Below are 19,815 nucleotides of genomic sequence, written 5' to 3'. Positions count from 1 at the left end.
CGCTCCGACCTGCCCGGCCTTGGTCGTTGTGGGTTGATCAAGCCTCCGCGTAGCCCAGCCTCTGCAACCTCCGGCGGGCGGCTTGCTCGCTTGGCCCGTGGGATCCCAAAGCAAACCGGACCATGCCCAGCACAGCCCGGGCTGCGGTGATGACGGGCAAGGGAACCGGGCCGATTCCGGCGCGGCGGATGCCCAGCATCTGGCGGTACTTGGGTTCAAGGCTTGCGACGGCGGCGGCGAACAGGATGGTGTAGCCGGGCTTCAGGAGTGGGCTCAGGGGCGGATAACGGATGAACGAAACGGTCTCGGCAAGCCGGTCGTCGGCACGGAGTATCCCCGAGGCATACCACTGCTCGAGTTCCTCATGGACCTGGGCCTCGGTGAGTGGCGGGTCAGCCACACCCATGAGTCGGCCGGCCGCTGCCCATTCGCGCACGTAGGCATCAGGACCGCCCGGGATGGGTACGCCCCAAATGCGGTTGGCGGTGATGAACGAGTCCGCGTAGGTGACGTGTACCCAGCGGAGGAGTTCGGGATCGTTGGCGGCGTACTCCCGCACCACTCCGTTGCCGTCTACATAGGTCCCACGGACGCGCTCGTGGATTTTCCGCACCCGGGCAGTCGCTGCTTCGGCGGCCTCGGTGGAACCGTACGTCACCGTGAAGATCCAGCGGACGGTGTTTGCCAAACGGCCAAGAGGGTCTTTTTGGAAGCCGGAGTGCTCGTACACCCCGGCCAGTGCCCCCGGGTGCAGGGCCTGCATCAGCAACACCCGGATCCCGGCCACGATGGTAGCCACATGACCGTGCACAGCCCAGACGGCCGAGCCCGGAAGGTGATATCCGGCGTCGTTCCCTTCGGCAAGGCGCGGCACCCACTCCGGGGGCGTACCCGACGTCCCTGTGAACGTGCGCTGCAGTTCATGCCTGTACTCCGTGAGGTAATTCCTCATGCATCCCATGAGACCCCGTAATTGCGCCCCTGTACAGAGCAGGTATACGGAGCAGCTGTACAGAGCAGCTGTACAGAGCAGCTGTACTGGGGCGCAATCAGCGGAGTCAGGAACGGACGCGGCGTCGTTTGGGTGCTGCTGCCACCAGCAGCGCGGCGATAGCGACGGCGGCACTGAGGATGAGGCCCGGGCGGTACTGTTCCAGCATGGCTTGGGCGCTGACGGTTCCGGCAGCCTTACCGTGACCGCTGACCAACGCGGTGGTGACCGCCAGAACCAGGGCGGCCCCCACCTGGGTGCTGGTCTGGATCAGACCGGCAGCAAGCCCTTGTTCCGAATCCTTGATCCCGGCCGTGGCCTGGACATTGATGGACGGGAACGCCAGCGCAAAACCGATGCCCAGCAGGACCACTGACGGCAGGATGTCCAGTACGTAGTTGGGCGTGGTGCCCACCCGGAGGAACAGGACATAGCCCAGCCCCAGGGCCGTGAGCCCGGTCAGGATCAGCTGTGTGGCGCCGAACTTCTCAATGAGCCGGTCCGCAAACGGTGCACTGGTGGCCACCAACAGACCCGCCGGCAGCAAGGCGAGTGCCATCCCCAGGGGCGTCCAGCCCAGCACCGACTGGAGGTACATGGTGACGATGAACTGGAAGCTGAGGTAGGAGCCGAACAGTCCTACCGCGCTGAGGTTAGCCCGGGCCACCCAGCCTTCCTTGAGGATGCTGAAGCGGATCAGGGGGTGCTTGACCTTGTTCTCGATCACCGCGAAGGCAGCCAGCACGGCGATGGACACTGCGAATCCGGCGATTGTTGCCACAGATCCCCAGCCCTGCTCCGGTGCTGAAACCAAGGTATACACCAGGCCGAGCATGCCCAGCGCTAGGGTCACGGCGCCCCAAAGATCGTGCCCGCTGTTCTCCGCCGACGGCTTGTCCCTGGGGATGAACTTCATGCCCAGGAGGACAACGACGACGGCGATCGGCACCGACACAAGGAACGTCCAACGCCAGCTCAAACTGGTCATCAGGCCACCCACCACCAGGCCCAGCGAGAAGCCGCTGGCACCGAAAGTGGTGAAGATGGACAACGCCTTGTTGCGCTCGCGGCCTTCGGCGAAGTTGGTGGTGATGATGGAGAAGCCTGTGGGCGCGGTGAACGCGGCGGCCAGTCCTTTGACGAACCGCGTGGCGATCAGGATGGCGGGGTCGTCCACCAGCCCGCCCAGCAAGGAGGCAGCGGCGAACACCGTCAACGCAATGAGGAAGATTCGACGCCGGCCCAACAGATCGGCGAGCCGGCCACCAAGGAGCAGGAGGCTCCCGTAGCCAAGGACGTAGGCGGAGACGATCCACTGCAGGGAATCGGTTCCGAGGTTGAGTTCCTGTCCGATGGACGGCAAGGCAACGCCGACCATGGAGACGTCCAGCCCGTCCAAAGCCAGGACGGTGCACACAACCATGAGCAGCAGCCACTGCGCGCGGGTCCAGTGAACAGCCGAGGCCAAAGGCGGCTCGGTTGAGGTTTTGAGAGTGGTGGGTGATGTCATGGTTTTGAATGTACATGACGTGTCATTCAATGACAAGGAATATGATGCGTCATCTTATGACGTGGATTCCAACGGCGCAATGAACTAGAATCAGGGCATGGCAACGACGCGTGACCGTCAACTGCATGACCGCCAATTGGTTGAGCAGTGGCGCAGCATCCAGAACTCCTACTTCCGCACCGCAGGAGCGATCGACCGCGCCCTCGAAGCCAAGTTCGATATTGGGCTCAACGAGTTCGAAATCCTGGACCTCGTAGCCGAAAGTGAAGAGTCTGCGTGCCGGATGAAGGCCCTGGGGGAGCGAACCCCCATGACGCAGAGCGCCGTCTCCAAAGTGGTGGACCGGCTCGAAAAGGCAGGCCTGGTGTCCCGCCAAACCTGCGTGGACGATCGCCGCTCCCTGTTCCTGGAACTGACTGAGGCAGGCCGCACGCTCCACGCCAACGCCGCGGTGGAACACCGCGCTTTGCTCAAGGAAAACCTGGCCTAAAGCACTTTCGCCGGCACCCGGCGGGGCCGACGAAAGCGCTTCGGCAGCGGGCCTTAGCTTTGGGCAGGCCTTTAGAGGATCGGGTTCATGGCGTTCCAGCCGGAGCCGATACGGGTTTGGGGAAGCCATCCACCTTTCCCATTGCCGGGGTATATCCAGAGGTTTCCGGTGGTGTCGCGGGCCAGGACATCGGCGGATCCGTCGCCGTTGAAGTCGCCGGGGCCTGTCAGCTGGGACATGGCGTTCCAGCCGGAGCCTACGCGGATCTGGGGAAGCCATCCGCCTTTGCCGTTTCCGGGGTATAGCCAGAGGTTTCCGGTGGTGTCGCGTGCCAGGACGTCGGCGAAGGTGTCGCCGTTGAAGTCGCCGGGGCCTGTCAGCTGGGACATGGCGTTCCAGCCGGAGCCTACGCGGCTTTGGGGAAGCCAGCCGCCTTTGCCGTTTCCGGGGTATAGCCAGAGGTTTCCGGTGGTGTCGCGTGCCAGGACGTCGGCGAAGGTGTCGCCGTTGAAGTCGCCGGGGCCGGTCAGTTCGGACATGACGTTCCAGCCCGTCCCAACGCGGCTTTGGGGAAGCCAGCCGCCTTTGCCGTTGCCGGGGTACAGCCAGAGGTTTCCGGTGGTGTCGCGTGCCAGGACGTCGGCGAAGGTGTCGCCGTTGAAGTCGCCCGGGCCGGTCAGTTCGGACATGACGTTCCAGCCCGTCCCAACGCGGCTTTGCGGAAGCCAGCCGCCTTTGCCGTTACCGGGGTACAGCCACAAATTTCCTGCCCCGTCCCGTGCAAGGACATCCGCGAACCCATCGGCGTCCCGGCCCTGATGGGGCTTGGTCTCGATCCACTTATTGTCCAAAATGAGGAGCTTGCCCTTTTGACCCACCAGAACGGTGTCATGGACTGGATCTACAGCCAGCACCATATAGTCGGGATCTATATGTCCCATAAGTTGGACACGGCCGTCCTTCACGGCACCAACCTCAAACCCCCACTCATTTTCAAAGGGGACCGGGTAGGTGAAAAACAGTGTCCCCGTGTTCGGATCAAAGGTTAGTTCGCTGACGGGTTCGCTGCCGGGGAACGTTACGGGTGTTTTGGTCTGTACGCCGTCCTTCAGCTGGAAGAGATCTTGGGCGGACGCAAACAGGAGACGGTGTTGAAGTGGATCGAGGGCCAGTCCATTCACGTAGAAAGCATTATCAAGGCGGATGACAGGTTTGACCTCGCCGTTGACGAACGAGTGTATTCCGGTATCAGCCAGGACATATACGGTGTGGGCTGACGAGTCCACAACCACTTCCCTCGGAACGGCGGAGGTTAGCGGTATTGTCCCCGTCAATTTTCCGTCGTTGATGAGCAGTAAGTCATAGCCGTAGTCGCCCCGGGCAACATAAACCGTGTGGGTTTCCGAATCCACTGCGATGCTCTCCGGGGTCTTCTCAACGAAAATCGTCTGCCTCACGGCGTTCCCTTGGATAACCGAGACCATCTTCCGTGCCTGGCTGGTGACGTAGGCGATGTGGGTGCTGGAATCGACCGCCACATTGTTGGCCCCGCCATCGATGGGGATGACCGCCGTGACGCTCTGATCCTCAATGATCATCAGTGAAGATTTCTGTGATGCCGGAGAGCTCAAAGAGTCGCTTTGATACCTGATCACGTACGCGGTGCCGGTGACATCGTCCACGGCAATATCGACGACGGACCCTCCTGCTAAATCAATGGTCGAGGCTATGGGATACGGCACCTCTGCGGCGACGGCGACATGTGTAATTCCCAGTAAAAGAGCCGTCAGGATTGATAAAGCGCAGGCGCGCAGCAGGTGTATTCGGGTCATGTCACTGCACTCTAAGTGGTGGAGTTCCCGGCACCGTTACCGTCAGCTGTCATGTACTACGCTTCGTCTCCTGATCGAAAACACCAGTTGCGCGGGCTCCCAAAAGCAAGCTCAAGATTCTTGAGCCAAAACTGAGCCAACCTTTCGGCAGAAGGCACCCGGGAAGCCTTTATTTCTCCCCTGATACCCGCAACAATGGTGCTTGCACGCCAGGCTGGGGTTTGGTGCCGCTGGCTTTGGGGAGTGTTTTGTGGGCAAGCATCATGAATCAGACCGGGCAGTAGAACTGATCCGCATTGTAGGCTTCCATCGCGTTCTGATCGCTGGAAGTCTAGCCATTCTGGCTTTCTTCGCGTTTGGCTTCCAACCCTTGAATGCTGTCTCCAGCAGCTCTGTGGGCGGAGCGCTTGCGCAGGGAGTGGTGGTACCCGCGGCGCTCGGCACCTTGGTGCCACCGGAAGCCGAGACCTTGGTCATAGACCCCACTCTGGAACCACCCCAGCAAGTTGCCGGCACGCCCATGGTCTATTTTGACCGCGCCGTGGTCCGCACCGTGAGCAAAGACGGTTCCACCGGCCTCACCGTTGCCTCCGCCGGCATGTCGCGTCCACCGGCAGGGGCTTTGTACGCACCACTTGAAGTTCTCAACCCGAGTTCCCCTTACGGCTACCGCTACAGCCCGCTGACGGGCCTGGCAGGGGAGTTCCACTGGGGCCAGGACTATGCAGCCGCCTGTGGAACCCGCGTTTACGCAGCCGACGCCGGAGTTGTCAGGGCAGTGGGCTGGCACATCTGGGGAGGCGGCAACCGGGTTGAAATCGAGCACGGCAACGGCCTGGTCACCACGTACAACCACCTCCAGGCAATCGGCGTCACAAAGGGCCAATCGGTCCGGGTGGGCGAGGTGATCGCAGAGGTTGGCACTACCGGCTGGTCCACGGGTTGCCACCTCCACTTCGAGACGATCGTGAACGGGCTGCACACCAACCCCAACGGTTGGACGTACCTACCCATCCGGCAGGTTGATCCGCTGCAGAACATCACCATGGTGAACTACCAGCCCGGCGTAGGTACCGGCTCAACAGCCACTCCGCAGTGGGCTGTGCCAGTGGCCGACGGCACCACCAGGGCCGTCATCGGTGGAGAGCACGAGGAACCCGTGGCCCTGCCCGTGGTGGTTCCACCGGTCACCACCACGCCTACCACCACCACGCCTGCCACCACACAGCCGGGAACAAGCGGGGGAACCCAGGCCACACCTCCCGCCACTACGACACCGGTTCAAACCACGACGCCGACGCCCTCACCTTCCGTGACGGCTACCCCGACGCCCACAGTCACCCTCACCCCGACACCGACCGCTACGGCTACCCCGACGCCCACAGTCACCCCGACACCGACACCGACACCAACGCCCACCACAGCGACGCCTACGCCGACGCCATCTTCCAGTGCGCCGTCCACCAGCGTGGTCCCGCCGGCGTTGACTACGGCCCCGGTGGCGCCCACCCTGCAGTCGACCGTCGCTCCGGCGCCAGCTGTTGTGGAACCCGCACCCGTGATTGTGGAGCCGGCGCCCGTGGTGGTGGCTCCTGCACCCGTGATTGTGGAGCCGGCGCCCGTGGTGGTGGCTCCTGCACCCGCGATCGTGGAACCGACGCCCGTGGCACCTGCTCCAGTAATCACCCAGGCCGTTGTCCCGCCGGCTCCTGCACCTCCGGTGGCTCCAGCGCCCGCACCCGTTGCAGTCCTCCCGACATCGCTGCCGGCAGTGATCCTTCCGCCCGGATACATCCTGATCGCCCCGGACCTGGTCCAGCGGCCGGACGGTGTCATTGTCCCGCTGTCCTCGCTGATCCTTCCCACACCCTAGGTTTCGCCGCCCACGCCAGCTCCCGTAAGCTCGACTGCGGCAATCCCGCCAGACGACGTTGTCAGGAAGCGAATCCCATGACCAGCCTTTACAGCATTCCCCTCACGTTCAACGATGGCACCGAAGCAGACTTCGGCCGCTTCGAAGGCAAAGCTGTCCTGGTGGTGAACGTCGCTTCCGAGTGTGGATTCACGCGCCAGTACGCCGGCCTCGAGGAACTGTACGGCAAATACCGCAGCCAAGGGCTGGAGATCCTCGGGGTGCCCTGCAACCAGTTTGGCGGGCAGGAGCCCGGCGCCGACCACGAAATCGCAGAGTTCTGCGAGCGGAACTTTGGCGTGTCTTTCCCGCTGACCAGCAAAGCCAACGTCCTGGGCAAGCAGCAACACCCGTTGTTCGCTGAGCTGACCCTGGACGAGGAAGGGCAGCCGGCCAAAGTGAAGTGGAACTTCGAAAAGTTTGTCATAAATCGCGAAGGTGAACTTGTGGCAAGGTTCCCATCCACAGTGGAGCCTGACTCCGAAGACCTAGTGAGAGCAGTGGAAGAAGCACTGGCATAGAGGCCACAGATCCTGAAGGGAGAAAAGTAATTTTCCAACATTCCGCCGGAAGTTAGCCAGTTGTTGGCTTGTTGTCTGGTTGGATTGGAACTACTGGATTGACACGGGAGAAGCCGTCTCCCACCAAACGCTAAGGCGAAGCTATGGAGCTCATCGAGGCCGAATACCCCAAACCAGGTCATGTGCTTTTGCACCTGAGCGATCTTCACCTGGTGGGTGGTCCGGGCACGCTCCACGGCTCGGTAGACAGCGCAGCCAGGCTGCAGGAGATTTGCGAACAGATCCTCGCCTCCAGGATCAGGCCCGAGGCCATCATCTTCACCGGAGACCTCGCCGACAAAGGCGAGTTGGAAGCTTACGAGCAACTCCGCGAAATGATTGAACCGCTGTGTGCCTCGCTGGGAGCCAAAGCCATCTGGGCCATGGGCAACCATGACAACCGGGCAAACTTCCGTTCAGCGTTCGCGGACGCTTCGGCGGCCAGCAAGCCACAAGACCCCGTGGACCGCAGCTACTTCGTAAACGGCCTGCGAATCATCACCCTTGACACCACCGTGCCGGGCCACCACTACGGGCAATTGTCGGAATCGCAGCTCGAGTGGCTGGAATCGGAATTGGCAACGCCCGCGCCGGACGGCACCATCCTGGCCCTCCACCATCCGCCGGTTCCTTGCGTGCAGGACCTCGCGGTGTTGGTGGAGTTGCGCGGCCAAGCCGCACTGGCCGCCGTCGTGCGTAATACTGACGTCCGCGCCATCCTGGGTGGCCACCTGCATTACTCCACGACGGCGAGCTTCGCCGGCATCCCCGTATCGGTTGCCTCAGCTACCTGTTACACCCAGGACCTCGCAGTCCGCGCGGGCGGTCAGCGCGGGCGCGACGGAGCGCAGTCTTACAACATGATCCACGTCTACGAGCACACAATCGTGCATTCGGTGGTGCCCATGTCAGGTGGCGTCACAGTCGGTGAGCCCTTGGACGCCGCCGAGGTTCAGCGGCGGCTGACGGCAGCCGGCATTCGGATCCCGCACGAGTCCCGGGTGGGAGCGCATACGTCGCCGGGCACCCACACTTCCTCGCTCCCGCTCGTTTCTTCCGGACCTACTTCTCCCAAGGCGCCTTGACCGGGAAGTACTTCTCAAGGAAGTCAGTCACAAGGTCTGCGCGTTCGTTGGCCTCGACTTCGGGGAAACTGCCGTCATTGAGGCAGAAGAAGTCCATGTGGCGCTTTGCCAGGAGCTTGGGCAGATAGTGCAGCCCGGCCCACATGGTGGAATCCACATATCTGACTTTCGCGCTGGTCTGGGTGACCGCACGGCCGGTGAGCAGGGCGTAGTAGTGGTAGAACGAGTTGGTCACGGAGATGTTGTCCGCAGCCCGGAACCGGCTGCCGGCAGTCTTGGCGAACTCAGCCGGGAATTCCTTCTCCATTTGAGCCACCACGCTGCGGCGCAGTGGTGCGGCGGTGTGCTCAAGGTGCCGGGTGGTGATCCGGCCGAAGCGCTCCCACAGCAGCTTGCGGTTCACGCGGGCCGCATTTTCAAAGCCGCTGCGTTCGGCGTCATTCTCGCCCAAGCCAATGCGGGTGTCGGCTTCAATGAACTTGGTGATGCCACCGGGTGTGAAGAACATGTCCGGACCCACGGGGCGGCCAAAGAACATGTCGTCATTGGAGTACAGGAAGTGCTCTGAGAGGTCCTTGATGTGGTGGAGCTGGCACTCCACGGCCTGCGAATTGTGGGTGGGCAGCACGGAGGGATCGGCGAAAAACTCTTCGCTGCGCACGATGGTCACCGAGGGGTGCTCGGCCAGCCATTCCGGCGCAGGGGAGTCTGTGGCGATGAAGATCCGCCGGATCCAGGGCGCGAACATGTGCACCGAGCGCAGGGCGTACTTCAACTCGTTGATCTGCCGGAAGCGTGCCTCATGGTCATCGCCCTCGCCGAGGACCGCCTCGGCTTGCTGTGCGCGCCTCCTGGCGATGTACTCGGGGTCGCTGCCGTCCACCCAGGAGAAAACAATGTCAATGTCGAAGTCGATGTCACTGGCGTGGTCAGCGAACATGTTCTCAATGGTGGGCCAGGACAGGCCGTGCCGCTGGACTGTGCCGCGCACCGCATCCTGACGCAGCATGGTGCGGCGGGTCAGGGAATTCTCCACAGGGAGTTCCAAGCGATCGCCCTCGAACCTCCACAGCTCAAGCTGCACACCCAGGGCCGGGCCATACCAAAGTCCGCCGCCGATCTCGACGCGAGGCCGGTACAAGCGGAAAATCCGGGCCTTCCGGTTGGCGGACAGCTCCCCATCGGCCACCAGTACCGAGGTCTTCTTCTTGGCGTCCACGGTCATGGAGTAGAAAGGCTCATTGCGGAACGCCGTGACCAATGCCTTCCGCACGTCCTTGCGGGACTCCCAGTCCACGGCAATAACGGGCCGCTCATCATTTCCACGCACCAGGATGAAATCGATACCTGCAGCGTCCAAAGCGGCCCTGACGGCCAGGAGATCGGACACCATGGCCTGTTGCGGGGTCAGGTCGCCGTTGACCAGGGCGTACCGCCCGCGGTGACGGACGACGTCGGACCTGTGCCTAAGATGCGCGACGACGGCAGGCGAGATCGCCTCAGCAATCGTGTCCTCTTCAATGGACGGGCTGCCGTGGTAAATCGGATCGACCTGTGCTTGTGTGATGGCTGTATCTCCGGGATCGTGGGGTGCGGGTTGCTCTAAAACTCTAAAACCTGGGTGCGGTGAAAACTCAAACGGTTGAAACTTAGATCGAAAGGGCCTCGCGCCAGCTGCGGAGGAAGGCGCCGCCGGCGTCGTCGTGGATCACGTCATCGGCCAATTCAAGATCGGCTGCCGTCAAAATGGTGTAAGGCTTCACGGGCACCCCATCTGCCGGACGAACGTCCACGTGTTTCACATCGTGATCGTTGTGGTGAAGCCAGTCTGCCATGGCGTAGTCCGTACGGGAATCACCCACCGTCCGCCAGGAGAGCGGGGTGATGCCCTGGGCTGCCAGGAGTTCGACGGCGCGGCTGGCCCCGAGGTCCTTGCCCAAGCGCACGGATTCGATGTCCGTGGAGATGATGGTGGGGTCCAGCCGGTAGTCCGCGGTGTCATCGGACCCCGGAGCGTGGTGGTCCAGAATGGCGGCGTTGAGGCCGTGGCGTCCCATGATCTCCAGGGCGTCGGCGTCGAACAGTTTCTGTTCGGCCAGGTAGTCCTCACTGGCAACGTCCACGTGCTGTTCCACTGAAACCATGGCGCGCTTGGTCTCATCGAAGAACATGTGTGCCGAGTAGTCTTCGGCAACAAGCCTGCGGATATCGTCGCCATATGCTTTGGGCACGGCGAGCTCGTAGTCCACATGGATGGGGCCCGGGCCTTCGGCTGTGTAGCTGAACCACACCGCACCCTTCTCACAAATAGCGTGAATGACGGTGTCTGCCGGCATCCCGGCCGCAATCATGGGCTCCATGACCTGCTCACTGATGAACGCGTCCGAGCGCCCGGTGTTGAAGATGACCGGAATGCCCGCTGAGGCCAACGCCACCATGTCCGCAATGATGTCCGGCTTGACGTCGCGCGTCACAGGGCTGGCAATAGGACCATCGACGTCCAGCAACAGAGCCAGCGCGGGCGTCATGCGGGCAGCGGTCCGGTCAGTACCTTGGAGCGGTTGAGTCATGCCCCCATTCTGTCAGTCCCGGAGGCTCCCTTCACAGCTATGACGCACAGCTATGACGCACGACGACGGATAGTCACCTTTTGGCTACAACCTGCCTGTGCTGCGGGTCACAAGTTCCGTTAGGGCGGCATCTTCCATAGGCTTGCAGGGTGATCTTCAAAGCTGTGGGCGAGGGACGCCCGTACCCTGACCATGGATACTCTGCGCCGCGGGACTGGGCTGCCCTGCCCCCGCGCCCTGTCCGCCTCGATGAACTGGTTACCACCAAACGAACCCTGGACTTGGAGGCACTGTTGGCTGAGGACTCAACTTTCTTCGGTGATTTGTTCCCGCACGTGGTCCAGTATCAAGGGGTGATGTACCTCGAAGACGGACTTCACAGGGCAGTCCGCACGGCGCTCCACCAAAGGACGGCCATTCACGCACGTGTATTGGTGATCGATGGCTAGCAAGCGCCGGCGTCCCAAAGATGTGACGCAGCTCCACGGACACCGGGTGGTCACAGGTCCCGAGCTTCGGGCCACTTTCGCCGAGGACGAGCAAGCGCACAAAGGCCGCTTCCGGCGCAGGCTGTTCCACGGGATCGTCCTTGTCCTGCTGGTGGGCGTGATAGCTGCCGGCGCCGTGGGTGCTTGGGCGATCATGAATGGCGTGGTCAAAGTTCCCACCGCAATCGCCAGCAAAGCTCCTACCAGTCTGTGTCCCGCCACCACCTTCGACTACGTGCCGAACGAGACCGTGACCCTCAACGTCTTCAACGCCACCTCCCGTGGAGGGCTGGCCGGAACCGTGGCAGACCAGTTCACAGCCCGCGGCTACAAAGTGGCCTCAGTGGACAACAGCGATACTGCCTATTCGGGCATTGGCGTGGTGGTCTCAGGAGTCAAAGGACAGGCCGCGGCATTCAACATTCAGCGGAACCTGGCCGGAACTGACTACTTCGAGGACAACCGCGAGGACGAGTCAGTGGACGTCATCCTGACGCCGGGCTTCGAAGGCCTGGTGGAACCACAACTAGTGGATCAAACACCGGGAACGCTGCAGTGCCCGCGGGAGGATCTGCGGATCGCGGACAACTCCAAGTGGCCCATCATTCCCACGCTTCCGCCGGGGCAGTAACCTGCCGGGCTTGCTGCGCTTACCCGTTGTGGCGGCTTGCTCAACCCGCCAGGGCTTCGCGGGCCGGAACGTCGAGTTTTAGGGGCCTGCCGGCGTCGTCGAACCTGGCGCCTGCACCCAGCTGAATAAAGCGCACCGTTTGCGCTGTGTGACGCTCGACGTCGGAGGCCGGCGACGGCGGGGGAGTCTCGCCGTCGGGCGTTCGATTGCGGCGGGCGGCGCTGGCTGAAAGCGTTCCGAGAATGAGCCGCGCCAACTGCGCGACGTCGACGTCCGGCAAGTATCCCTGGTGGACGCCGTCCTGGAGGATGTCCTGCAACAGGACGTTGAGATCGCCCACATGGTCGGCAAGCTTGGCGAAGGATCCGGGGGAGAGGACGGCAGCCATGGCCGGGCCCGGGGGGAGGTGGCGGCGGCTGAGATCCTCCACTTGGGCGCGAACGTAGAGGGCAAGCCGGTCCACGGGATTCTCCAGTGCGGCCAGCGAATCGCGAAGGTCCACGATGAAGCGCTCCGTCTCATCCAAGGCATAAGCGATGAGCAGCTGTTCCATGTCCGCGTAGTAGTTGTAGACCGCAGTGCGTCCCACGCCCGCGTGGCGCGCAACGTCCGTCATGGTGAGTCCGGGGAGGCCATGGGTGAAGAGGAGCTCTCCGAAAGCGGTCAGAATCCGACGTTGGGTCTCGGCGCGTTGGGCAGCATTCGTGGCGGCCGTGATCCTTGGCATACAGACACTTTACCGCGATCTGTCACTAAGAGCTGCGAGTTTTTGTACAGGTGTCGCCCTTGTGGTGGCTCTTTGGGGGCATTATGTGCACAAAAACTCGCGTAGCATCAAGGAAAACCGGCCAACAACGGTGCCGGTCAACAGTATTAGGGGGCGTCTTGCGCGCAACGGTCAAAGACGTAGCGCGCCGTGCCGGGGTCTCGCCCAAAACGGTTTCAAACGTCATGAATGGAATCGTCCCGGTGGCGGCCCCCACTCGGCTCAGGGTGGAACAGGCCATGGCGGAGCTGGACTATGTTCCCAATCTTTCCGCGCGGGGCCTGCGGAACGGGCGTTCCGGGGTCATTGGGCTGGCATTGCCCGATCTGGCTACTCCGTTCTCCGCGGAGCTGGCCCAAAGCATCGTTGAAGTTGCCCACGCGCAGGGCTTCAGTGTGCAGATTGAGGAAACCGGTTCCGATCCGCACCGTGAGCATGAACTGATGACGCGTGCCAGGGCAAACCTCATCGACGGATTGATCCTCAACCCTGTGGTCCTCAAGGAGAGTGCCGTCCAGATGGGTGTCGCGCTGCCTCCGGTGGTGCTCTTGGGTGAAGTGACCCAGCAGTTGGCTGATCGGGTTTTTGTGGACAGCTTTGCTGCGGCGCGGGACATGACCCTTGCCTTGGCCAAGCCTGGACGCCGGCGTATTGCAGTTCTGGGTGTCAACCGGGGAAGGCAATCCGCTACGGCGATCCAGCGGGCCGGCGGCTACGAGGCGGCGCTCCAGATGCTGGGGATCGCCAAGGATGAGTCGCTGATGATCTCCTGTGACAATTGGACGCCCGCGTCTGCCGCTTTATCACTTTCCGAGTATTTGGACGCCAACCCTCTGCCCGAGGCCCTGTTCTGTTTTACGGACTCCATGGCCCTGGGTGCGTTGAATGCGTTGTGGAAAAGGGGCGTGCGGGTTCCGGACGACATCGCTGTGGCCGGATTCGACGACGTCATTGACGGACGCTTCGCGGTGCCTTCCCTCACCACCGTCTCCTTCGACAAGCGGGCTATTGCCACGGAGGCTCTTCGACTGCTGACCGAACGCATGACCGATCGCTCGCATGGGCAGCGGCTCGTCGAAATCGGCTACTCCATTGTGGAGCGGGGCAGCAGCGCGGCGTGAAATGAGAGCGGGCCACTAAATTGTTCGCGCTAACAATTTTCTCTTGCCCTGCGCATTACATCGATGTAATGTGAGATCTGCGTCACCCTGGGCCAACCTTTACCCAAGATGAGGACGCACCGGAGCCGGAATTTTTATGCAGTAGCAGTGCAGCTAAGGCAGCAGCAACGCCCTTTAGCAGGCATTGCAGCAGTGACCTTTCAGCGGACCCATCCAAAGGAGTGACGGGTGAAGCAGTTTGAATCTTTGACCGGGAGACAGTTGTCCCGGAGACAGTTAATGACAGGATCAGCCCTTCTTGGCGGGGGACTCCTGGCCGCGGGCCTCACTGGCTGCGGAGGAGCGGCGCAGGCCGCAACAGTCCAGGACATCGATTTCTGGCACCTCCTGTCCGGCGGTGACGGCATCAAGATGCAGGCCATGATCAACGCCGCCAACCAGGCCAACCCCGGGTTCAAGGTGCACCCCACGGTGCTCGCCTGGGGTCCGCCGTATTACACCAAACTGGCCATGGCATCCGCGGGAGGGCGCCCGCCCGAGGTGGCCATCATGCACGCCAGCCGTGTTCCCGGGTACGCACCAGGCGGACTCATTGAACCGTGGGACTTGGGGCTGCTCGCCGAGAATGGTGTGACGGCCTCTGATTTCGCCCCCAGGATCTGGGAGAAGAGCCAACACAACGGCAAGGTCTTCTCCATTGCGCTGGACTCGCACCCGTTCGTGATGTTCTACAACACGGACATCGCAGGAAAAGCCGGCGTGCTGGCAGCCAACGGTCAGCTTCAGGAGGTCAGTTCGCCGGACGAGTTCAAGGCCATGGCCTTGGAAATGCAGAAGGTCACCAAGGCGCACGGGCTCTCCTTCGGGTACCTCGGCAGCGGCTCTCAGATGTGGCGCCTATTCTACACCCTGTACAAGCAGCACGGCGTGGACATGGAACTGACGCCAGGCCAGCCCATGAAGGTGGACCGGGATGCTGCCATTGAGTCCTTGGAATTCATGGCTTCACTCTTTGATGACACCATCGCAGCCCAGGCGGGGGATATCAGCACAGGCATTGCGGAGTTTGCCCGCGGCGGATCCGGCATGTTGTTCAGCGGCGTGTGGGAATTGCCCACCATGAAGAAGGCCGGAATACCGGTTGATGCGGCCACCATTCCCACGCTGTACGGGACGCCGGCCTCCTACGCGGACTCGCACTCTTTTGTCCTCCCGCGTCAGCTGAAGCTGAACGAGGACAAGCGCCGGGACGTCTATAAGTTCGTCACCGATGTCCTCAAAGGATCACTGTCTTGGGCCGAAGCCGGACACATTCCCGGGTACCAGCCCGTGGTCCGGTCCCAGGCCTACCGCGAGCTCACGCCCCAGATTCACTACGCCAATGCGGCGGACATCATCGCCTACGATCCCGAGTCCTGGTTCAGCGGCTCCGGCTCGGACTGGCAAACCTACTTCGCAGAGACGGTGCAGAACGTCCTTCTGGGAAGGGACAAGGCAACTGCAGGTTGGGATGCCTTCGAACAACGAACCAATACCCTCCTCTCCCGTCCCAACCCGGTCTAACCGGCCCTGGCACATAGCGACCCAAGGAGTTCTTGAATGAGTACCTCTACGCTGTCCCGGCCGAGGCCGGAGAACCTGCGAAAAAACACCAGCCGCACCCGGAGCAACCTGAGCGGCTGGGGATTCGCCACCCCGTTCCTTGTTTTCTTCCTTATTTTCCTGGTGTGGCCCATTCTTTACGGCTTCTACATGAGCCTCACGGGCAAGTCCCTCACCGGCGCGAACGACAACCTGATTGGCTTCGCGAACTACGCCGAAGCCCTGGGTGACGCCGATATGTGGCGTTCCCTGGGCAACACCCTCTACTTCACGGTAATCAGCACCGTCCCGCTGGTCCTGGTGGCGTTGGTCATGGCCGCGTTGCTCAACATCGGCCTTCCGGCCCAGTGGCTGTGGCGGCTTTCCTACTTTGCGCCATACCTGCTGGCATCAACCGTGGTGAGCCTGTTCTTCACCTGGATGTACAACCCGCAGCTCGGCCTGATCAACGAATTCCTGACAGGGATCGGCCTCCCCAGGGTTGCCTGGCTCAATGATCCCAATGTGGCCATGTGGGCGATTGTCATCGCCACGCTCTGGTGGACCGTGGGCTTCAACTTCCTGCTGTACCTTGCCGCAATGCAGAACATTCCGGCCCAGCACTACGAGGCGGCATCGCTGGACGGTGCCGGCGCCTGGCGGCAGTTCTTCTCCATTACCCTGCCGCAGCTCACTCCCACCACCGTCATGATCGTCCTGCTGCAGATCCTGGCATCACTGAAGATCTTCGACCAGGTGTATCAGATGACCGCGGGTGGCCCGGGTGGATCCACCCGGCCTGTAGTCCAGTACATCTTCGAAACCGGGTTCACCGGCTACCGGCTGGGCTACTCGGCAGCCATCTCCTACATTTTCTTTGGACTGATAGTGGTCATCTCGGTCATGCAGTTCGTCATCACCCGCCGCAGGAGTGCATAACCATGGCAATCCCCACCCTGACCCGTCCCGCACTACACGCCACCACTGCCAACAGCCTCACTGTCCGCCAGCCACGCAAAAAGCTGACGGTCGGCAGTATCGCAGCGATCGTCGTCGCCGGCTTCATTGCGGTGCTGTGGCTGATCCCGTTCGCCTGGGCAACGGCCACTGCGTTCAAATCCGAAACGGACGCCGCAGCTCCGGACGTCACGTGGCTGCCGCCGTCGGGCTTCACTCCTGACGCGTTCGTCAAGGTGTTCCAGGACGGCAACATCCCGCTCTGGACCTGGAACTCGCTCTACACGTCTGCGGCCATTACAGCCATCACCCTGGTGATCTCGGCGCTGGTGGCTTACGCGCTCTCGAGGATCGACTTCAAGGGCAAGAAAGTGCTGATGACCGTGATCATCGCATCCATCATCATTCCTCCGCCCGTGTTGATCATTCCGCTGTTCTACCAAATGCTGGCGCTGAACCTGATCGATACCTCATGGGCCATCATCCTGCCGCAAGTCATCCACCCGGCCATGGTGTTTGTGCTCAAAAAGTTCTTCGACCAAATTCCGCGTGAACTGGAGGAAGCAGCCGTGATGGACGGCGCCAGCCGCTTGCGCATCTTCACCCAAATCATCCTGCCGTTGTCCCGGCCCATCCTGGCCGCCGTCGCGATCTTCGTGTTCATTGGCGCGTGGAACAACTTCCTGTGGCCATTCATCGCCACCAACGACGGCAACCTGCTGACCCTCCCGGTCGGTTTGCAAACCATCAAGAGCGCCTACGGCATCCAGTACGCGCAAAATATGGCGTCCGCGCTGCTCGCCGCGCTGCCGCTGATTGTTGTTTTCCTCTTCTTCCAGCGCCAGATCATCAAAGGCGTTGCGACGACGGGACTCGCCGGAACCTGACCCGGCACCTTTCGGCCAACCAAAGATTCACGACACAACAGTTTCAGAACACAACCAAGGAGATACATGTCCCGCGCACGCATCACCCTCGACCGCGACTTCACCATTGGCGAGGTACCCCGACGACTCTTCGGCTCCTTCGTGGAGCACATGGGCCGCTGTGTTTACACCGGCATTTACGAGCCCGGTCACCCCGAGGCAGACCAGAACGGCTTCCGCCAGGACGTCCTGAAACTCGTCAAGGAACTCGGTGCCACAGTGATCCGCTACCCGGGCGGCAACTTCGTCTCCGGCTACAACTGGGAAGACGGGATAGGGCCCGTGGAAAACCGGCCCCGCCGGCTGGACGGGGCCTGGCACACCGTTGAGACCAACGCCTTTGGCCTGCACGAGTTTGTGGACTGGTCCAAGCAGGCCGGCACGGAAATCATGGAAGCCATCAACCTGGGCACCAGGGGAGTGGACGCCGCCCGCGAGATTGTGGAGTACGCCAACCACCCCGGCGGAACGTACCTCTCCGATCTCCGGGCCAAGAACGGACACAAGGACCCGTTCAACATCAAGCTCTGGTGCCTGGGCAACGAGCTGGACGGGCCGTGGCAGATCGGCCACAAGACCGCCGATGAGTACGGCCGGTTGGCGCAGGAAGCCGCCAAAGCCATGCGATTCGTGGACCCCTCGCTGGAGCTGGTGGCCTGCGGTAGTTCCAGCTCGTCGATGCCTACGTTCGGTGCCTGGGAGCAGACTGTCCTCACCCACACCTATGACGAAGTGGACTACGTGTCCCTCCACGCCTACTACCAGGAGCACGAAGGCGACGTGGGCAGCTTCCTGGCCTCCGCCGTCGATACTGACTACTTCATTGAGTCAGTGGTGGCCACTGCGGATGCCGTGCGTGCCAAGGGAAAGCACAAGAAGCACATCAACCTGTCCTTCGATGAGTGGAACGTCTGGTACCAGCGCGGCCTGGACACCGAAGATCAACCGCACAACGTGGCCGAGGCGGGATGGCGCGAGCACCCCCGCGTGATTGAGGACAAGTACAACGTGACCGACGCCGTGGTGGTGGGAACCCTGCTCAACTCGCTGCTCCGCCACGGTGACCGCGTGAAAATTGCCAACCAGGCACAGCTGGTCAACGTTATTGCACCGATCCTCTCGGAAGAGAACGGACCGGCCTGGAAGCAGACCATCTTCCACCCGTTCGCGCGGATGGCCGAACTCGCCAAGGGCCAGATCCTGCGGCTCTCCGTGGACTCGGACAAGTACACGAATGCGCGGTTTGGGGACACGGACCTGGTGGACGTCAGCGCCACCTGGAACGAGGAAACCGGCCGGGTGGCACTGTTCTTCGCGAACCGCGGCCTGGAAGAAGCGGCCGACGTCGAGGTTGCCCTGCGCGGTTTCGACGCACGCCAAGTGGTCCGCGCCGAAGTTCTGGAGATCCCCGAAGGGGGCGATCGTTTGACAATCAACACCCAGGAGCAGCCGGGCCGTGTTGGCCTTAAGGCTCTGGAAGGTGTGAAGGCGACTGGCTCGGAACTGCGCCTGACGCTGCCCGCCCTGTCCTGGGCCGTCGTCGAGCTTGACGTGGTGAAAGGCTAGCCGCGTACCCAACTAGGGGACAGTAAACGTCGCAATGAGCGCTCATAGCGACGTCTGCTGTCCCCTACTTGGTTAAATGCTGCAGCCGTCCGGGCCGCAGGCCTCGGCGTCGGAGGCGCCCACCGGGATGAGCGGGTTGGCTTCCTGCCAGGCCTGGTTCAGAGCTTCACTGAACAGTTCAGCCGGCTGAGCGCCGGAGATGCCGTACTTGCGGTCGATCACGAAGAACGGCACACCGGTGACGCCAATGGCGCGGGCCTCGTTGATGTCCTGGGTGACCTCATCCGCGTACTTGTCCGAGGTAAAGAGCTCGGCAACTTCCCCAGCGGGAAGTTCAAGGGAGGCACCCAGTTCCTTGAGGTATTCCTGGTTGCCGATGTCCTTGCCGTGCTCAAAGTGATCGCTCAGCAGCTGTTCCTTGGCTGCGTCCTGCCGCCCGTGGGATGCGGCGAGGTGAATGAGGCGGTGGGCTGTGAAGCTATTGGCCACCACCACCTTGTCAAAGTGGTAGTCCAGGCCTTCGCCCTTGGCAGTTTCCGTGACGTGGGCGAACATCTGCTTGACCTGCTCCGGAGCCATGCCTTTGCGCTTGCTCAGGTAATCCAGCTCCGTGCCGTCGTAGTGCTCCGGGACGGAGGGGTCCAGCTGGTAGCTCTTCCACACGATATCCACCGAATCACGGTGCGGGAACTGTGCCAGGGCGGTCTCGAAACGGCGCTTGCCGATGTAGCACCACGGACACGCGACGTCTGACCAGATCTCAATCTTCATGCTGGCGTCAACACCCTGACATGGCACCACATTCCGGGAGCATGCTGTTAGTTTGCTC

The 19,815-nt window shown here is 62.0% G+C and carries 18 protein-coding genes; 11 read left to right on the top strand and 7 right to left on the bottom strand.

Annotated elements, in window-relative coordinates; translation table 11 throughout:
* Positions 1 to 37: 37 nt before the first annotated feature.
* Both BACI9J_RS18005 and BACI9J_RS18000 read right to left on the bottom strand, forming a co-directional pair.
* On the bottom strand, positions 38 to 961 hold the full coding sequence (locus tag BACI9J_RS18005) for an oxygenase MpaB family protein (RefSeq protein WP_159735573.1): 924 nt from the start codon (positions 959 to 961) through the stop codon (positions 38 to 40).
* Between the two features lie 97 nt (positions 962 to 1,058).
* The gene (locus BACI9J_RS18000) at positions 1,059 to 2,501 is read right to left on the bottom strand and encodes an MFS transporter (protein ID WP_159735572.1); all 1,443 of its coding nucleotides are present in this window, start codon (positions 2,499 to 2,501) and stop codon (positions 1,059 to 1,061) included.
* 97 nt (positions 2,502 to 2,598) lie between these two features.
* Here BACI9J_RS18000 and BACI9J_RS17995 point away from each other — a divergent pair, with 97 nt between their 5' ends.
* Positions 2,599 to 2,991: a MarR family winged helix-turn-helix transcriptional regulator gene (locus tag BACI9J_RS17995; RefSeq protein ID WP_159735571.1), complete on the top strand. Its 393-nt coding sequence runs from the start codon at positions 2,599 to 2,601 to the stop codon at positions 2,989 to 2,991.
* Positions 2,992 to 3,062: 71 nt separating this feature from the next.
* Here BACI9J_RS17995 and BACI9J_RS17990 read toward each other — a convergent pair whose 3' ends face one another.
* Entirely contained in the window at positions 3,063 to 4,823 is a 1,761-nt protein-coding gene (locus tag BACI9J_RS17990) for an FG-GAP-like repeat-containing protein (protein ID WP_236558752.1), read from the bottom strand.
* A 250-nt stretch (positions 4,824 to 5,073) separates the two neighbouring features.
* Here BACI9J_RS17990 and BACI9J_RS17985 point away from each other — a divergent pair, with 250 nt between their 5' ends.
* The 3 genes from BACI9J_RS17985 to BACI9J_RS17975 all read left to right on the top strand — a co-directional run bounded on the left by BACI9J_RS17985 (position 5,074) and on the right by BACI9J_RS17975 (position 8,380).
* Complete coding sequence (locus tag BACI9J_RS17985; RefSeq protein ID WP_159735570.1) at positions 5,074 to 6,696, top strand: M23 family metallopeptidase; 1,623 nt, start codon at positions 5,074 to 5,076, stop codon at positions 6,694 to 6,696.
* A gap of 77 nt (positions 6,697 to 6,773) precedes the next feature.
* Positions 6,774 to 7,256 carry a glutathione peroxidase gene (locus tag BACI9J_RS17980; protein WP_159735569.1) on the top strand — a complete coding sequence of 161 codons (483 nt, stop codon included), beginning with the start codon at positions 6,774 to 6,776 and terminating at the stop codon, positions 7,254 to 7,256.
* 143 nt (positions 7,257 to 7,399) lie between these two features.
* Positions 7,400 to 8,380: a phosphodiesterase gene (locus tag BACI9J_RS17975; RefSeq protein ID WP_159735568.1), complete on the top strand. Its 981-nt coding sequence runs from the start codon at positions 7,400 to 7,402 to the stop codon at positions 8,378 to 8,380.
* On the opposite strand, the gene BACI9J_RS17970 is transcribed toward BACI9J_RS17975, so the two are convergent.
* Together BACI9J_RS17970 and BACI9J_RS17965 are read right to left on the bottom strand one after the other, a co-directional pair.
* Positions 8,358 to 9,773, bottom strand: coding sequence for a stealth family protein (locus BACI9J_RS17970; protein ID WP_159735567.1), 1,416 nt, complete (start codon positions 9,771 to 9,773; stop codon positions 8,358 to 8,360). The two genes, BACI9J_RS17975 and BACI9J_RS17970, sit on opposite strands and share 23 nt — an antisense overlap.
* 256 nt (positions 9,774 to 10,029) lie before the next feature.
* On the bottom strand, positions 10,030 to 10,950 hold the full coding sequence (locus tag BACI9J_RS17965; RefSeq protein ID WP_159735566.1) for a hypothetical protein: 921 nt from the start codon (positions 10,948 to 10,950) through the stop codon (positions 10,030 to 10,032).
* 149 nt (positions 10,951 to 11,099) lie between these two features.
* Between BACI9J_RS17965 and BACI9J_RS17960 the strand changes: the two genes are divergently transcribed.
* The gene (locus BACI9J_RS17960) at positions 11,100 to 11,399 is read left to right on the top strand and encodes a type II toxin-antitoxin system VapB family antitoxin (RefSeq protein WP_021471645.1); all 300 of its coding nucleotides are present in this window, start codon (positions 11,100 to 11,102) and stop codon (positions 11,397 to 11,399) included.
* A complete protein-coding gene (locus BACI9J_RS17955; protein ID WP_201296614.1) occupies positions 11,392 to 12,069 on the top strand; it encodes a LytR C-terminal domain-containing protein in 678 nt (225 codons plus the stop codon). Before BACI9J_RS17960 ends, BACI9J_RS17955 begins: the two co-directional genes overlap by 8 nt.
* A gap of 40 nt (positions 12,070 to 12,109) precedes the next feature.
* Here the strand turns inward: BACI9J_RS17955 and BACI9J_RS17950 are convergent, their stop codons facing one another.
* Positions 12,110 to 12,796 carry a TetR/AcrR family transcriptional regulator gene (locus BACI9J_RS17950; protein WP_159735565.1) on the bottom strand — a complete coding sequence of 229 codons (687 nt, stop codon included), beginning with the start codon at positions 12,794 to 12,796 and terminating at the stop codon, positions 12,110 to 12,112.
* A 158-nt stretch (positions 12,797 to 12,954) separates the two neighbouring features.
* On the opposite strand from BACI9J_RS17950, the gene BACI9J_RS17945 reads away from it, so the two are divergent.
* From BACI9J_RS17945 to arfA, 5 genes are all read left to right on the top strand, one after another.
* The gene (locus BACI9J_RS17945; RefSeq protein ID WP_159735564.1) at positions 12,955 to 13,956 is read left to right on the top strand and encodes a LacI family DNA-binding transcriptional regulator; all 1,002 of its coding nucleotides are present in this window, start codon (positions 12,955 to 12,957) and stop codon (positions 13,954 to 13,956) included.
* A 228-nt stretch (positions 13,957 to 14,184) separates the two neighbouring features.
* Entirely contained in the window at positions 14,185 to 15,519 is a 1,335-nt protein-coding gene (locus BACI9J_RS17940; RefSeq protein ID WP_159735563.1) for an extracellular solute-binding protein, read from the top strand.
* Between the two features lie 36 nt (positions 15,520 to 15,555).
* On the top strand, positions 15,556 to 16,476 hold the full coding sequence (locus BACI9J_RS17935) for a carbohydrate ABC transporter permease (protein WP_159735562.1): 921 nt from the start codon (positions 15,556 to 15,558) through the stop codon (positions 16,474 to 16,476).
* Positions 16,477 to 16,478: 2 nt separating this feature from the next.
* The gene (locus tag BACI9J_RS17930; protein WP_159735561.1) at positions 16,479 to 17,381 is read left to right on the top strand and encodes a carbohydrate ABC transporter permease; all 903 of its coding nucleotides are present in this window, start codon (positions 16,479 to 16,481) and stop codon (positions 17,379 to 17,381) included.
* 66 nt (positions 17,382 to 17,447) lie between these two features.
* On the top strand, positions 17,448 to 18,986 hold the full coding sequence (gene arfA, locus BACI9J_RS17925; protein WP_159735560.1) for an arabinosylfuranosidase ArfA: 1,539 nt from the start codon (positions 17,448 to 17,450) through the stop codon (positions 18,984 to 18,986).
* 72 nt (positions 18,987 to 19,058) lie between these two features.
* Here the strand turns inward: arfA and BACI9J_RS17920 are convergent, their stop codons facing one another.
* Positions 19,059 to 19,757 carry a DsbA family oxidoreductase gene (locus tag BACI9J_RS17920; protein WP_159735559.1) on the bottom strand — a complete coding sequence of 233 codons (699 nt, stop codon included), beginning with the start codon at positions 19,755 to 19,757 and terminating at the stop codon, positions 19,059 to 19,061.
* Positions 19,758 to 19,815 lie beyond the last annotated feature (58 nt).

Source organism: Arthrobacter sp. 9V, from assembly GCF_902506065.1.
GTDB lineage: Bacteria > Actinomycetota > Actinomycetes > Actinomycetales > Micrococcaceae > Arthrobacter.
This window is presented reverse-complemented; position numbering and strand designations above follow the sequence as displayed.

Bases quoted from the DNA above. Each gene is read 5' to 3' on its own strand.
- BACI9J_RS18005 (WP_159735573.1), bottom strand. From the start codon at position 961: ATGGGATGCATGAGGAATTACCTCACGGAGTACAGGCATGAACTGCAG.
- BACI9J_RS18000 (WP_159735572.1), bottom strand. From the start codon at position 2,501: ATGACATCACCCACCACTCTCAAAACCTCAACCGAGCCGCCTTTGGCC.
- BACI9J_RS17995 (WP_159735571.1), top strand. From the start codon at position 2,599: ATGGCAACGACGCGTGACCGTCAACTGCATGACCGCCAATTGGTTGAG.
- BACI9J_RS17990 (WP_236558752.1), bottom strand. From the start codon at position 4,823: ATGACCCGAATACACCTGCTGCGCGCCTGCGCTTTATCAATCCTGACG.
- BACI9J_RS17980 (WP_159735569.1), top strand. From the start codon at position 6,774: ATGACCAGCCTTTACAGCATTCCCCTCACGTTCAACGATGGCACCGAA.
- BACI9J_RS17975 (WP_159735568.1), top strand. From the start codon at position 7,400: ATGGAGCTCATCGAGGCCGAATACCCCAAACCAGGTCATGTGCTTTTG.
- BACI9J_RS17970 (WP_159735567.1), bottom strand. From the start codon at position 9,773: ATGGTGTCCGATCTCCTGGCCGTCAGGGCCGCTTTGGACGCTGCAGGT.
- BACI9J_RS17965 (WP_159735566.1), bottom strand. From the start codon at position 10,950: ATGACTCAACCGCTCCAAGGTACTGACCGGACCGCTGCCCGCATGACG.
- BACI9J_RS17955 (WP_201296614.1), top strand. From the start codon at position 11,392: ATGGCTAGCAAGCGCCGGCGTCCCAAAGATGTGACGCAGCTCCACGGA.
- BACI9J_RS17950 (WP_159735565.1), bottom strand. From the start codon at position 12,796: ATGCCAAGGATCACGGCCGCCACGAATGCTGCCCAACGCGCCGAGACC.
- BACI9J_RS17935 (WP_159735562.1), top strand. From the start codon at position 15,556: ATGAGTACCTCTACGCTGTCCCGGCCGAGGCCGGAGAACCTGCGAAAA.
- BACI9J_RS17930 (WP_159735561.1), top strand. From the start codon at position 16,479: ATGGCAATCCCCACCCTGACCCGTCCCGCACTACACGCCACCACTGCC.
- arfA (WP_159735560.1), top strand. From the start codon at position 17,448: ATGTCCCGCGCACGCATCACCCTCGACCGCGACTTCACCATTGGCGAG.
- BACI9J_RS17920 (WP_159735559.1), bottom strand. From the start codon at position 19,757: ATGAAGATTGAGATCTGGTCAGACGTCGCGTGTCCGTGGTGCTACATC.